8 protein-coding genes are annotated in these 14,743 nt (G+C 68.0%); 4 read left to right on the top strand and 4 right to left on the bottom strand.

Annotation, left to right across the window (positions count from 1 at the left end):
• Positions 1 to 14 precede the first annotated feature (14 nt).
• The 3 genes from SX243_10355 to ettA all read left to right on the top strand — a co-directional run bounded on the left by SX243_10355 (position 15) and on the right by ettA (position 3,562).
• Positions 15 to 884 (top strand): DUF1223 domain-containing protein, encoded by an 870-nt coding sequence (locus SX243_10355; protein ID MDY7093359.1) that lies wholly within the window; start codon positions 15 to 17, stop codon positions 882 to 884.
• 42 nt (positions 885 to 926) lie between these two features.
• A complete protein-coding gene (locus SX243_10350) occupies positions 927 to 1,103 on the top strand; it encodes a DUF6435 family protein (protein ID MDY7093358.1) in 177 nt (58 codons plus the stop codon).
• A 776-nt stretch (positions 1,104 to 1,879) separates the two neighbouring features.
• Positions 1,880 to 3,562, top strand: a complete 1,683-nt coding sequence (ettA, locus tag SX243_10345; protein MDY7093357.1) for an energy-dependent translational throttle protein EttA — start codon at positions 1,880 to 1,882, stop codon at positions 3,560 to 3,562.
• Between the two features lie 311 nt (positions 3,563 to 3,873).
• On the opposite strand, the gene SX243_10340 is transcribed toward ettA, so the two are convergent.
• The 4 genes from SX243_10340 to SX243_10325 form a co-directional block, all read right to left on the bottom strand.
• Positions 3,874 to 7,881: a translocation/assembly module TamB domain-containing protein gene (locus tag SX243_10340; protein MDY7093356.1), complete on the bottom strand. Its 4,008-nt coding sequence runs from the start codon at positions 7,879 to 7,881 to the stop codon at positions 3,874 to 3,876.
• Complete coding sequence (locus tag SX243_10335) at positions 7,878 to 9,596, bottom strand: autotransporter assembly complex family protein (GenBank protein ID MDY7093355.1); 1,719 nt, start codon at positions 9,594 to 9,596, stop codon at positions 7,878 to 7,880. The genes SX243_10340 and SX243_10335 overlap by 4 nt, the downstream gene beginning before the upstream one ends.
• 203 nt (positions 9,597 to 9,799) lie before the next feature.
• Positions 9,800 to 11,353: a sulfatase gene (locus SX243_10330; protein ID MDY7093354.1), complete on the bottom strand. Its 1,554-nt coding sequence runs from the start codon at positions 11,351 to 11,353 to the stop codon at positions 9,800 to 9,802.
• A 131-nt stretch (positions 11,354 to 11,484) separates the two neighbouring features.
• Positions 11,485 to 11,982, bottom strand: a complete 498-nt coding sequence (locus SX243_10325; GenBank protein MDY7093353.1) for a phosphoglycerate mutase family protein — start codon at positions 11,980 to 11,982, stop codon at positions 11,485 to 11,487.
• Positions 11,983 to 12,359: 377 nt separating this feature from the next.
• Between SX243_10325 and SX243_10320 the strand changes: the two genes are divergently transcribed.
• A complete protein-coding gene (locus SX243_10320) occupies positions 12,360 to 14,729 on the top strand; it encodes an insulinase family protein (GenBank protein MDY7093352.1) in 2,370 nt (789 codons plus the stop codon).
• Positions 14,730 to 14,743: the final 14 nt, after the last annotated feature.

The following is a 14,743-nucleotide window of genomic DNA, read 5'->3' as shown; positions in this document are numbered from 1 at the left end:
ACCAGGAGACCTCGATGAATCGCCAGCCCTACTCTCGCAGCCTTGCCGTGCCCCGTCCCCAGCCTACCCGCCTGCTGTTCACGGCCCTCTTTCTCCTCACCTGGCTCCTGGCCACCGCTTGCGGTGCCGAGACGGCGAGCGCCGACGCGGAATCCACGACGCCCGAACCGGCCCAGGAAGAAGCCATGACGAGCCCCATCATCATCGAGCTCTTCACTTCCCAGGGCTGCTCCAGCTGCCCTCCGGCGGACCGTTTGCTGGCGCGGCTGGAAGCGGACCCCAAGCTCAAAGACCGCGTGCTGCCCCTGGCGTTTCACGTCGACTATTGGAATTCCATCGGCTGGCAAGATCCCTTCTCCTCCGAGCTCTGGTCCCGCCGCCAGGAACGCTACGCCCAAAGCCTCGCCACCGGCCGCCTCTACACCCCCCAGCTGGTGGTCGCCGGTCGGGATCATTGCGTCGGCTCCCGGGAGAGCCAGGTGCGCGGTCTCATCGAGGACGAGCTGGCCCGGCCGTCGGCGGCCACCGTGCGTATCCAGTCCCTGAACCGCGGCGAGGCCACCGTTTCCGTCACCGCCGCCGCCGAGCTCCAGGGCTCGGTGGACGGCCCCCAGGAGCTGATGGTGGCGCTGGTGGAAAGCGGCCTGTCCACTCAGGTCCAAAGCGGCGAGAACGCCCACCGCACCCTCGAAAACGAGCGCGTCGTCCGTCGCCTGGAGTCCGTCGCCCGTCTCGACCCCAGCTCCGCCACCAGCGTCCAAGGCACGGCCGAATTCTCCCTCGACCCGTCCTGGGATCCCCAGGAGCTGGAGGTCGTGGCCTTCCTCCAGGACCGGAACGAGATGGTGATCCACGGAGCGACGGAAGGTAAGGTCCTGCGATAAGCCCAGGCACCACCGCCTCGGCCCATCGCGGAAGGAAGCATCATGTTCGGCCTGTTCAAATCCGACCCGTTGAAGAAATTGAAGAAGGAACACGCCCAGAAGCTCCAGCAGGCTGTCCAAGCCCAACGCTCCGGCCAAATCCCCCGCTACGCCGAGCTCACCGCTGAAGCGGAGGCCCTGGAAGCCAAGATCCAAAAGCTCGAATCCAACCAGGCCTAACTACCCCAGCCAGCGATCAACAAGTGGGTACCACCCTCGATTCCACTCCCGCTGAGCTCATCCCCAACACCCTCCAATCACCGCCGGTCTGGTGAGGGAGCGGGATCCGAGGATGGCCCCCGGCCACCGCAGGACCCGACTCCCGAGCAACCCGCGCAGACCTTGCCCTGGTGATGCACGAGAGCGGACCAACAAGTGGGTACCACCTACCCAAGTCGTTGAAAACAAAGGCATCAACATTTGGGTACCACTTCTCGGTACTGCCTCTCGCGACTGAGCAAGGATCAGTATCTCCGAGGGCGTGGGCAGTCGGGTTCTGCGGTGGGCGAAGACGCCCATCCTCGAATCCCGCAGCCCACTCACACCGCTCGAAACCGCTGAAGCTCTGGGGAGGAATCCACCGACGGTGGAATCGCCCTCTGGGTCGGCTCAACAAGTGGGTACCACCTCTCTGAGCCTCCATTCCACTCCCGCTAAACTCATCCCCCCACGGCCTCGAATCACCGCCGGTTTGGTGAGGGAGCGGGATCCGAGGATGGCCCCCTGGCCACCGCAGGGCCCGACTCCCGAGCAGCCCGCACCAACATGGCCTTGGTGATGCACGAGAGCGAACCAACAAGTGGGTACCACCCTGGGAAACTGGCGGTTTCTCTGCCCTTTCCTCGCCGGGTGGTGTAGGCTCAAGGGCCGGGCTGCGACCGCGAGGGCACCTTTCACGGTGCCCATTTCGACGCAGCGCGAGCAATCCCACCGAGAATTCACGCCGAGGAGTTGGCATGTCCGAGCAGTTCATCTATGTCATGCAGGGCCTCACCAAGGTCTATCCCCCCCACCGCGAGGTCCTGAAGGACATCTGGCTGTCGTTTTATCCCGGCGCCAAGATTGGCGTCCTGGGGCGCAACGGGGCGGGCAAGAGCACCTTGCTCAAGATCATGGCCGGCGAGGTCGAGGACTACCTCGGTGAAGCCTGGGCCGCCGAGGGCGCCCGGGTGGGCTACCTCTCCCAGGAACCCCGCCTCGATCCCGACAAAGACGTGCGGGGCAACGTCGAGGATGGCGTCGCCGAGATGCGCGCGCTCCTCGACCGCTTCGACGAGATCAACGCCCGCTTCGCCGAAGAGATGAGCCCGGAAGAGATGGAGCAGCTCCTCGCCGAGCAGGGCAAGGTCCAAGACGCCATCGACAGTGCCAACGGCTGGGAGCTCGATCGGACTCTGGAGATCGCCATGGACGCGCTACGGGTGCCCCCCGGGGACGCCGACGTCACCACCCTCTCCGGCGGCGAACGGCGTCGCGTCGCCCTCTGCCGGCTGCTGCTCCAGGCTCCGGACCTCCTGCTCCTAGATGAGCCCACCAACCACCTGGACGCCGAGTCCGTCGCCTGGCTCGAGCGCTTCCTGCACGAATACCAGGGCACCGTCGTGGCCGTCACCCACGATCGCTACTTCCTCGACAACGTCGCCGGCTGGATCCTCGAGCTGGATCGCGGCTCGGGCATCCCGTGGAAGGGCAACTACTCCTCCTGGCTGGAGCAAAAAGAAGCCCGGTTGGCCGCCGAGGAGCGGGAGAACGATTCCCGGCGCCGGACCCTCCAGCGGGAGCTCGAATGGGTGCGGCTGAGCCCCAAGGGCCGCCGCGCCAAGGGTAAAGCCCGCCTCAACGCCTACGAGGAGCTGCTGGCGGAGGACGCCGCCGCCAAAGCCCGCCTGGACGACAACCAGATCCACATTCCCGCCGGCCCGCGGCTGGGGGACCTGGTGGTGGAGGCCAAGGGGCTGCGCAAGGGCTTCGGCGACCGCCTGCTCATCGACGACCTGAGCTTTTCCCTGCCCCCCGGCGGCATCGTCGGCGTCATCGGCCCCAACGGCGCCGGCAAGACCACCCTCTTCCGCATGATCACCGGTGCCGAGGAGCCGGACGCCGGCACCCTGCGCATCGGGGACACGGTGGAGCTGGGATATGTGGACCAGAGCCGCGACAGTCTGGAGGACGATCTCAAGGTGTGGGAAGCGATCTCCGACGGCCAGGACGTGGTCACTCTGGGGCGGCGGGAAATCCCCGCCCGAGCCTACGCCGCCAGCTTCAACTTCAAGGGCGCCGACCAGCAGAAGCCGGTCTCCGCCCTCTCCGGCGGCGAGCGCAACCGGGTGCACTTGGCCAAGACACTCAAGGCCGGCGCCAACCTGCTGCTCCTCGACGAGCCCACCAACGACCTCGACGTCGACACCCTGCGGGCCCTGGAGCAAGCGCTCCTGGACTTCGCCGGCTGCGCCGTCATCATCAGCCATGACCGCTGGTTCCTGGACCGCATCGCCACCCACATCTTGGCCTTCGAGGGCGACTCCCAGGTCGAGTGGTTCGAGGGCAACTACGAGGCCTACGAGGAGGACCGCCGTCGGCGCCTGGGCGCCGAGGCGGATCAGCCCCACCGGATCAAATACAAGAAGCTGACCCGGTAAACCAACATTTGGGTACCACTTCTCGGCGTTGCTTCTCGGAGTTGAGCAAGGACAGGTATCCCCGGGGGCGTGAGCAGTCGGGTTCTGCGGTGGGCGAAGACGCCCATCCTCGAATCCCGCAGCCCACTCACACCGCTCGAGGTCAATGAGACTCTGGGAACAAACCAACCGAATGTGGAATCGCTTTCTGGGGCGACTCAACAAGTAGGTACCAAGCTCCTCCTCGTTCCCACGGTCCACCGTGGGAACCCAGGGGAGACGCTCCAGCGTCGGGGGCGGGGGCTGGAGCCGGCGGGCCTCGGCGGATGCCCCTACTCCTTCTCGCCGGACTCTTCCGACGACTCCCTCTTCTTGCCACCCCGCTCGATGCTGTAGAGGAAGTCCGCGCTGGTGCCGATGCCGGTTTCCGCCTCCAGGCTCCACTTGCTGCTCAGCAGGTAGCGGATGCGGAAGGTGCTCACCGGCTCGAAGAGGCCGATGCCGTAGGCCACGTAGAGGTCCGGCGAGAGATACTTGCCCACCACCAGCGACGCCTCCTCCAGGCCGCCGTTGGTTTCGATGCGGGCCTCCTCCAGACCGAAGCGTGTCCCCAACTTCGCCGCCAGCAGATTGCCGCCCTTGAGCCCCAGAGACGTGGCGGCCTTGGTCAACAGATCGCCTTCCGCCTCGCCGGCGGATTCCAGCGGCCGGCCCAGGAGCAGGTAGGCGAGCTGATCGCTCTCTCCCATGGCGGGGTTGGACCACAGGGTCACCTCCGGCTCCTCCAGGGTGCCCCGCACCTCGACGCCAGCGACGGTGCCGTCCTGGGCGGTGCGGGAGGCGCGGAGATCCAACCCGGGGTTGGACACCGCGCCACCGCCGAAGATCAACCGGCCGCGCTCGATGTCCAGATCCTGACCGTAGGCCTCGTATTTGCCGCCGCTGATGTCCAGCTCGCCGCTCCCGCGGGTCAGGCCGTTGGGGGTCTGAGTCAAGAGCAGCGTGCCCTCCGGCTCGGCGGTGAGCCCCAGCGCCTCCACTTCCACGTCCTCCCCCAGGACCAACCGCACCCGCGCGTCCACCCGTAGCGGGCCGGCGGCGGTGCGCACCTGCTCCTCTCCGTCCTTCCCGCTCACCACCACCACGTCCGGGGACGGATGCACCGCACCCTCTTCGAGCTTCTTGATGGCGATCTCCGCCTCCGGCACCGTCACCTCGCCGCGGACGGTGACGTCCTGGCCGTCCACCGAGATCTCCAGGTCCGGGGAGACCTCGACCTGGATCTCGGAGGTATTCATCACCTGAAAGTCCTGTCCCTTCAGCGACACCTTCACCGGGGCACTGCCCACGGCGGAGCCGGCGGTGCCTTGGAGGCGCACCGTGCCGTCGCCGGACTTGGCGCTGCCTTCCAGCTGCAAGGTCTCCCCACCATCACCGCGGGCGAGAAAGGTGATCTCCTGCACCTGGATGCCGAGGGTCGGAATCCGGGCCTTGGCCTCCTCCAGGCGCACCTCCCCCGCCAACGCCGGCGAGCCGAGGGTGCCGGAGAGAGTCGCTTCCGCCCGCAGACGGCCGCCGGTGTCCGCCAGGTCCGGGAGCACCGCCGGCAGCCAGGTCAGGTCCTGGATCACCGCATCGAGAGATCCCTTCACCGCCAAACCGGTGAGCTCCTGGCTTGCCGGAGACCAGGCGCCGGCGGAGAAGCGGGCCTGGATCTGCCCGTCTTTCTCCAGCGGCAACTGAAGCTCCCCTTCAATGCCGCCGGCCCCTGCCGTCAGCCGCGCCGTGCCGGCTCCGAAGCGCGAGGTGATCAGATCGTCCAGCTGGTATCGCAGAACACCCGGGGAGAGATCGAGGCGCACCTCCGCCTCCAGCGGCGAGGAACCTTCCAGAGCGAGGCGGAAGTCGCCCTCGACGCTCCCTTCGAGGTCCGCCTCCGGCGGCAGGAAGGGGGAGAGGAAGCCCAGGGGCACCGCCGACAGGGTGCCCTCTGCCTGCCAGCTGGTCGTGCCAGCGGTTCCACCCTCGCCGGCCCCATCGTTGCCGGCGAACGACTGCAGCGCACCCTCTACGCACAATCGGGAGGTGCCTATGCTGGCTGCAGAAGAAGGGGAGGAAGAATCAGCGGCGGTAGGCGGCAGCTTCGCCGCCTCCAGGCACAACTCCTCGAGACGCACCGTCTGAGAGCCCTCCGAAGGTCCACCCAGCGGCTCGATGGCGAGATCCGCCGCCGACCGCTGGACCCAACGTCCAGCGCCCTGGGCGGCGTAGCTGAGATCCTGCACCTCGCCGCTCCAATCCGCCGACAGCAGCGACGGCCAGTCCGCCACCGGGGCCCCGCCCTGCAGCCGGGCGGCAAGCTCCACGCCGTCGTTCCCCACCGCCGAGATCTCTATCCCATGCTGGTCCGGAGCTCCCTCCAGGCGCGCCTCGGCTTCAGCCCAGCTACGCCCCGCCAGCAACAGCTCAGTGGCCTCAACGCTCGCTCGTAGCGGAGCGCCGCCCGCCAGGTCGCCTTCCAGCTCGACCTCGAGGCCCTGGCTCCGAATCTCGCCGAAGGCCAGGTCGCTGGCTTCCAGCTGGGCCTCCAGCCGGGGCAGCTCTGCGTCGCCGCGCAATGTGCCCTGGGCACTCAGGGAACCCGCGAGGTCCGGCAGCAGACTGGCCACCTGGGGAACCTCCAACGACCAGGTCAGGTCCCAGGGACCACCGGTGAGGCCGGAAGCCTGGGCGCTGGCTCCGCCCCAGGTGGCCTCCAGGGGATCCAGCCGCACCTGGCCGCCGGCGAGCACCACGGCGCCCTGAGCCTCCAACGGCTCGCCGCGCACCGTCCCCGTGAGACGGAGGTTCTGCACCCTGCCCTCCGGCCCCTGCTCCTCCAGGCGGCCCCGGGTGTCGGCGGTGAAGGCCACCGTCCCCGGCAGCTCGGGCCATTGCACCGCGGGATCGAAGCCCTGCCCCCGCACCTGCAGGTCCCAAAGCACCTGCGGCGACCAGGCGAAGCGGCCTCGAGCTCCCAGGCGGCCTCCCAACACCTCACCCTCCAGCGGGCGCAGATTCAAGCCCTCCAGATCCCCGGTCCCCGCCAAGCTCCAGCTACCCGACGGAATCTGCGGACCTTCGAGGCGAGCCTCGGCGGTGAGGCGGTATTCCTCGGCGGTGCCGGCGATGGTGGCGCTGCCCTGGGGCGTGGTCACCACCACCTCCTCGGGAGCGCCGGGAGTCAGGGGCCACTGCAGCCCTTCCCAGGCCAGCGCCAGATCGAAGCGCGCTGCCTCTTCCAGCACCACGTCACCGCGGACATCCAACGAGCCCGCTCCGCCCGCCGGCCGCACCCGAGCACTGCTGATGGACACCTCCATGGGAGCCCCCTGCCCGGGGGAGCGAATTCCCACATCGAGCTCCGAGCTCAGCCGCCCCAGATCCCCGGCATCTTCCGGGACGGTCGCTGCCAGGCGGCCTTGCAGCCGGAAGTCTTCGGCGACACCCTCGAGCCGTAGCTCGCCGGTCAGGTCGGTGAGGGGCAGGTCCAGCTCCAGGAATTGGAGATCCGGCGCCTCGGGATCCAGCCCCTCGAAGGCCGTTTGCAGCTCGAAGGCCAGATCCCGCAGGGGAGTGGTCAAGGTACCGTCCACCGTCAACGCCACCGGACGGCTCAGACGCTGGCTGACCAGCAGTCGTTCCAGGTCACCGCCCAGGGTGCCCTCCGCCGCCAGCGGCGGCAGATCCGGCAGCCGCGCCGACCACTGGACCTCCAGATCCACCGGATACTCCCCCACCGGCTCCACCCGACCCGAGGCCAGCAGATCCAGATCCGGCGACATCACCTCCAGCCGATCCACCACCACCTCGCTGCCGGCGGCGGTGGTCTCGAGCTCGATGCGGTCGATGATCACCGGCGGCTCACCGCTCACCGTCAACGACTCCACCACCGCGTCGCGAACGATGATGTTGATGGGCAGGCGCACGTCCGGCAGAGGAGAGGGCTCTTCGTCCTCGTCGACGGTGGTGATCTCGATGCCCCGAGCGTAGAGCCGGGTGATGTCCAGACGCTTGGCCAGCAGCTCCCGCAGCCGCCACTCCAGCTCCACCCGCTGGGCGGTGAGGGTCAGGGTGTCGGTGCTGTAACGGAGCTCCTCCAGCACCAGGGGACCACGGATCGGCCCCTGGAGGCTGCCGACGGTCACCTTGCCGGGAATCAACGTGCCGGATTGGGCGAAGAGCCAGCGGGCGCCGGAGCTCGTCCCCAACAGCCAGCCCAAAGCGAGGCCGGCGACCAACACCACGAGCCCTAGAGCAATGAGCAGGCGACGCAGCCAGATGCGGCGGCGGGAGGTCATAGATCCGGCCCCACGCTGAAATGGAAGCGCACCGGCGTTCCGGGACGAGAGATGGCGGCGGCGACATCCAGCCGCACCAGCCCCACCGGTGACAGCCAGCGCAACCCGACTCCAGCCCCCTGCTCGAGCTCACCGAAATCGTCCAGCGCCAGATCCTCGAGGGCGTTGCCGAAATCCCAAAACGCCGCCAGGCCCCAGCGTCCCCAGCGCTCGAAGAAAAGCCAGTCCACTTCCAGACCGCCGGTGATCAACCCCTTGCCCCCCACCAGGCAATCCTGCTCCGCCGGATCGAGGCCGCCCGCCACAGCCGCGGCCACGCATTGAGGGTCCGACGGCGCCAGATCCTGGTAGCCGTAGCCGCGCACGCTGCGGTCGCCACCGGCGAAGTACCGGGCCGACGGCGGCAGCTGCCGCAGGTCGCCGGTGAAGGTCCGCCCGACCTCCAGACGGCCCAGCACCCGAACGTCCTCGACCACCGTATAGACCCCCTTGGCGCGGGTCAGAATCTGGCCGAAAGAAGCGTCGGAGAGCACCGATTCGTCGGCTCCCCGCAGCCGGATCTCGGCGAGATAGCCCTCGCTGGGCAGCAGCCGGTCGTCGGCCTCCACTCGCTTCCAGGCCACTTCCGGGATCAGCAGGCGGGCGGTGCCTTCGTCGGGACCGACGGTGAAGTTGGTGCGTTCGTATCCCAGGCCGTAGGACTCCCGCCAGCCGCCTCGGGATCGGGTGAAGCTGGTTCCCACGAGATAGCTCTCACTGTCGCTCTGGTCCGGCTCCTGCAGGGAATAGCCGGCGTAGAAGGAGAGCACGTCGGTGCGGGGATAGGGCCCGGGGATGGAATACCGGCCTTCGAAGGTGCGCTCGATACTCGAGACGCTCAAGATCGCATGGCCACGATGTCCCCGGCGGTTGATGCGCCGCAGCTGGAGGTCGGCGCGGAAGCGGGGGCCGGTGTCGGTGCCGTAGCCGAGGCCCAGATCCCACTTCTGGGGCCGGGCGGGGGTCAGGAAGACGTCGATGGGCACGATGCGCTCGTCGCTGGCGGCGGCGCGCCGGGGCTCCACCTCCACCCGTTGAAAGTACGGGCTATCCCCCAAAGACCGCTGCAAGCCGAGCAGGCGGCTGTAGTCGAAAACGTCGCCGGGCTCCCACAGCACGTAGCCCCGCACCACGTTCTCGTTGAGGAAATCCTGATGGAAGGTCACCTCCCCGAGACGATATTGGGGGCCGGTGGTGAAGGCCAGATCCAGATTCGCCGCGTAGCGCTCCAGGTTCACCCGCACCTCGGCGGCCTCGAAGTCGCCGTCCAGGTAGCCGGTGCGCTGGGCGTAGGTGACCAGCGACTCCTTCCCTGCTTCGTATCGCTGATGGTCGAGCACCGAACCCTGGCTGAGCGGGAAGTCCCGCACCAGGCTCTGGAATCCGGGATCGTTCGCCCCCGGACCACTGAGCCGGACGTCACTCTCCTCCAAGCGTACGGGCTCTCCGGGAATCACCCGGTAGCGAGCCAGCCAATCCCCGTTCTCCTGCTTCTCCAGCCGCGATTCCACTCGCGGCCGGTAATAGCCGAAGGGCTCCAGCGCCCGGCGGATCTCCTCCAGCGCCTGGGAGTGCAGCTGACGCGCCTCTTCGAGACTCGGATTCTTGACACCGCGGATGGAGAGCAGGGCCTCGACGTTGCGCTTGAGGTCCCCGTCGACCCCCTCGACCCGCACCTTGAGGTCGATACCCCAGGCGGGAACGGACAGTAGGAAGGTGAAGAGGAGGCAGCAGGCCAGCGCGAACCCTGGCGCTAGCCGCCTGCAGCGACGACTCGCGGAGGGGTCCGAGGGGCCAAGGGCGGGGCTGCCGCCGTCCTTCGCGGTTCCCGAGAACCAGGAAAACCGGTTCGGGAGATGAGGTCGAACGGTGCGCAGAATCAGAGGTACCCCAAAGATTCCAAGAGTTTGCGCGTCTCATCGTCCATGGAGCGCTGGTCACCGCAGGTCTCTTCGTCGGGATCCACCAGCACGTCGAAGGGCTCGGCCCCGTTCCAACGCGCCAGCTCGCGCTTGAGCCGCTCCAGATCCTCCGGGAATTGCTCGGCGACGTTCTCCGTCTCTTCCGGATCGTTGTGCAGGTCGAAGAGGGTGAAGCGCACTCCCTCGCCGCCGATCCAGCGCTGCTCCGGGCGAGTCTGGGCGAAGACCAGCTTGAAGCGGTCATCCCGCACGACTTTCTGCCATTTGCCCCGGGTTTCCCAACCCGCCTCGGCGAAGGCCAGTCCCGGGGGCCGCTGCCAGGCACCGGCGGTGACCGTGTCGCCCTCTTTCTCCGAGGCGGTCTCGGCTTCCTCGACGGCCGCCGGCTCCGGAGCCATTCCCCGCAGCCTCGGGGTCAGGCTGCGGCCCTGCATCCAGCGCCCCTCCGGCAACTCGACGCCGGCGGCCTCGAGGAGGGTCGGCGCCAGGTGCAGCAGCTCCACCGGGGCTTCGTCCACCCGCGGCTCCAGAACCCCGGGATAGTGCACGATGAACGGCACCCGCAGGCAGGTCTGGAAGCTGAACCGGCCGTGGTCGAAGTAGTAGCCGTGCTCCCCCAGGGACTCACCGTGATCGGAGGTGAAGACCGTCAGGGTGTTCTCCATCAGCCCGCGCTCCCCCATGGCGTCCAGCAGGCGGCCGATCTGCTGGTCGTTGTAGCGGATCTCGGCGTCGTAGCGGGCGACGTAGAAGGCCAGCTCGTCCCGGTCGTCCAGGACCTGCTCCTGACCGATGCCCATCATCTGCTGGGTCGGCTTGTCGGCGATGAAGACCTTCGGCTCCGGTGACCAATGCTCGTCGTTCTGGAAGCGGTCCCGGGCTTCCTCCGGCGGCTCGTAGGGGAAGTGGGGATCGAGGTAGTGCACCCACAGGAAGTAGGGCTGCTCCGAGCTCTCCAGCTGATCGAGCAAGCCCAGCGCCAGCTCCGTCACCGCCTCGGCGCGGTTGGGGTCTTGGCCATCGTCCCCGGGCTCCAGCTTCCAGGTCTCGATATAGGTCTCGAAGCCCTGATCGAAGTAGAAGTCACTGGCCAGGGCGCCGTTGGCCACCACCGCGTGGTTGGTGTAGCCCTGCTCCTGCAGCACCTCCGCCAGCATGTGGAATTTGCACGGCAAGGGCACGCCCACCCGTCGCACCATGCCGTTGTCCTTGGGGTAGGTGGCGGTGAACATGGACGCGAAGGACGGGCTGGTCTTGGGCCACTGCACCGCCGGCTGGTCGAAGCGCACCCCCTCCGCCGCCAGCCGGTCGATGACCGGCGAGGTCTCCCGCGGATAGCCGTAGCTGGACAGATGATCCGCCCGCAGGGTGTCGACGGTGATCAACAAAATGTTGCTGCGCGCCGGCAGGGGCTCCACCACCGGTTCGGGATCGACGTCCCGACAGGCGGTGGCGAGCAGAGGAAGGAGCAGCGCCAGAACCAGCGCCGGCGAGAAAAGCTTGGAGTACAAAAACGGTCTCATCGGATTCCTAGGGGCTCATCGGGGTTCGATGGGGATGATCGGGAGCGGCGGGAGCGGGCCGCCGTAGCGGAATCGCTACGTCCGGCGTCTCCATTGGGTCTATGAGTCTACCGCATAGCTCAGCGTTGCGCTGCAGGAGATTTCTGCGCTGGCTCTTTCTGAGCTGGCAGGGAAAGCTGTAGAGGAAGGGTCGAAGCCCCGTCCTCGCCGAGGGTGAGAACATAGAAACCCTCGTAGTCGTCCTCAGCAATGGGCGCCAGGGGCTCCCCTCCCAGCAGTTCCGCCAGCGGTCCGAGGGTGTTGCTATGTCCCACCGACAGCACCACCTCCCCGGGATGGGAGCGTAGCGCCACCGCCATGGCCTCCAGATCCCGCGGCGGCAGCACCGTCACCTCCAACCCCAAGGCTTCCGCCATCAGCCCGGCTGTGGAGCGGGTGCGCAGGGTGTCCGTGGAGTAAATGTGCCCGACCTCGGCGCGGGAGAGAACTTCCCCCAGCCAGCGCGCCCGAGCCTCCCCCTGGGCGGTGAGGGGCGGGTCGCGGCGAGGCTCGGCGGCCTTCTCGGCATGGCGCACCAGGATCACCGTCGTGGGGCCTGGCTGAGCGGCTTCTGCCATCTCGGCCACAGAGGCCCCAACTCCCGAGATCCCGAGGAGCAGGCACAATCCGAGCACCGCTCTTCGCCATCCCCCAGGAGAACGAAGAGAAAAACCGCAGCCGATGCCCTTGTCCACCATGCTCTCTCCTCTCGAGCCGAATTCCCGCCGTCGTCGCCGAAGATTCCGGCGACCGTGGCGGCGGAAGCATATCCCGTGCTGCCACCCCGCGCCCAGACGTGGTATGCATGGCGACCATGAGCCCACGCCACCTGCACCCCGTCGCTCTCCGACCGTCCACTGCCCCTGACGTCCCTCGCCCGCGGTGGCAGCCGCTAGCTAGACGGATCCTTGCTGGCCAGATCCTCGCTTCCTGGGCCCTGGCAACGCTCCTCCTGGTGAGCGGCTGCGCCAGCCTCTCGGAGCCGCCGTCCCAGACCGAGCCGCTGACGGAAGAGTGGGTCCCGGTCTCGTCCTCCGAAGAACCAGTCTCGTCCTCCGAGGAAGCAACCGAGAGTGCTCCCCTGCCGGAGCTCGACTCCCAGGTCCTTCACGGCCGTCTCGACAACGGTCTCGCCTTCTACGTCCGGGCCAATCCCAAGCCCGAGGCGCGGGCGGAGCTGCGGTTGGTGGTCAACGCCGGATCGGTGCTGGAAGCCGAGGACGAGCGCGGCCTCGCCCACTTCGTCGAGCACATGGCCTTCAACGGCACCGAGCGCTTCGAGCACCAGGAGCTGGTGAGCTTCGTCGAATCCCTGGGCATGCGCTTCGGCGCCGACCTCAACGCCACCACTTCCTTCGATGAAACCGTCTACGCCCTCACCGTTCCCACCGACGATGAGCAGACTTTGGAAACAGCCCTGGAGGTGCTGCATGAGTGGGCCCAGGGGATCCGCTTCGATTCGGAGGAGGTCGAGCAGGAGAAGGGCGTGGTGCTCGAGGAGTGGCGCAGCGGCCTGGGGGTCTCCTCCCGGCTGCGGGAGCAGCAGTTGCCCTTGCTCTTCCGCGACTCTCTCTACGCCGAGCGCCTGCCCATCGGCGACCCGGAGAGCATCCGAGCCGTCGATGCCGAGCAGCTCCGGGCTTTCTACCGCCGCTGGTACCGCCCCGAGCTGATGGCGGTGGTGGCGGTGGGAGACTTCGAGCCCGAGACCATGGTGGAAGAGATCCGGCAGCGTTTCTCCGCGCCCTGGGGCCCGGAGGACGCGCCGCCGAGACCGACGGTGGCAGTGCCCGCCCCCGAAGAAACCCTCTTCTCCGCCGTCACCGACCCGGAGCTCACCAGCACCCAGATCGCCGTCTACACTCGCCGCCCTCCCCTGCGTCTCGACACCCGCCAAGACTACCGTCGGGAGCTGGCGGAGCTACTGCGCCACAGCCTTCTGGGCCAGCGCCTGACAGAGATCAGCCGCCAGACCGACCCACCCTTCCTGTGGGCCCAGAGCACGACCCTCGAGTTGGTGCGGGGCCAGCGGGTAGAAGCCCAGCTGGCGGGAGTGCGGGCGGGAGCGGTGGAGAGCGGGCTGGAGGCGCTGCTGGTGGAGATCGAGCGCGCCCGGCGCCACGGCTTCACCGAGACGGAGCTGGAGCGGGTGGCCAAAGACCTGCTGCGGCTCTACGAACAAGCCTACGAAGAACGGGACCGCCGCAGCTCCGCCGGCCTGGTGCCCGGCTATGTCGACCACTTCCTCACCGGCGACCCCAGCCCCGGCGTCGAGACGGAGCTGGAGCTGGTGCGCGCTCTGCTGCCCACCCTCACCCTGGAAGACCTGCGCCTCGCCGGTATGGATCCGGAGGACGGGATGGATCCGGAGGACGAGTCGGAGGTCGAGGACCCGGGTCGGGTGATCTTGGTCAGTGGTCCGGAACCGGAGGCATCGGAAGAAGCTGGCCTGCCGGACCGCGAAGCGCTGCTGGCGGTCTTCCAGCGGGTCCAGCAACGGACCATCGAGCCCTACGTCGACACCACCCCGGATCGCCCCCTCCTCGCCTCCGTCCCCACCGGTGGCACCCTGACGGCCACCGAGACGCTGCCGGAGCTGGGCCTGACCATCCTCCAGCTGGGCAACGGCGCGCGGGTGATCCTCAAGCCCACGGACTTCCAGAACGACGAGATCCTGCTCTCGGGCTTCAGCCCCGGCGGCCATTCCCTGGCCTCGGAGGAGGAGTTCGTCTCCGCCAGCTTCGCTGCCGAGGCCATGGGTCTGGGCGGCTTGGGAGAGTTCGACCGCGGTGAGCTGGACAAGGTCCTGGCGGGCACCGTCGCCCAGGCAGGCACCTTCATCTCGGAGCTCGAGGAAGGCGTCACCGGCAGCGCCGCCGCCAGCGACCTGGAGACGCTGCTGCAGCTGACCTATCTCCGCTTCACCGCCCCGCGCAAGGATCCCCAGGCCCTGGCCTCCTTCGTCAACCGCATGCGGCCGCTCTTGGAGAATCGCCGGGCGGAGCCGGCGGCGGTCTTCGAGGACGAGTGGTTGCTACGCCTCGGCGGTGACCATCCCCGCCGTCAGCCGGTGAGCCCGGAGACCCTGGATCATCTGGATGCGGACGCCGCCTACGACTTCTATCGCCGCCGCTTCGCCGACGCCGGCGACTTCACCTTCGTGCTGGTAGGAAATCTGCTCCTGGCCCTCGGTCAGCTTCTTGAACAGGGCGATGCCCTTGTCGCGCTTGCCTGTATCACTCACGGTTTTCCTCCTTCGTTCCATGCGGTCCGGGCGACCCGCCCGCACCGCGCTCGGACTTGGCCATGCGGGTCTCCTCGGTGACCAGCACGCCCGCC

The sequence above is a fragment of the Acidobacteriota bacterium genome (assembly GCA_034211275.1).
In the GTDB taxonomy this organism is placed as follows: domain Bacteria; phylum Acidobacteriota; class Thermoanaerobaculia; order Multivoradales; family JAHZIX01; genus JAGQSE01.
The sequence above is the reverse complement of the archived record's forward strand: the minus strand, read 5'-3'. Positions and strand labels throughout refer to the sequence as shown.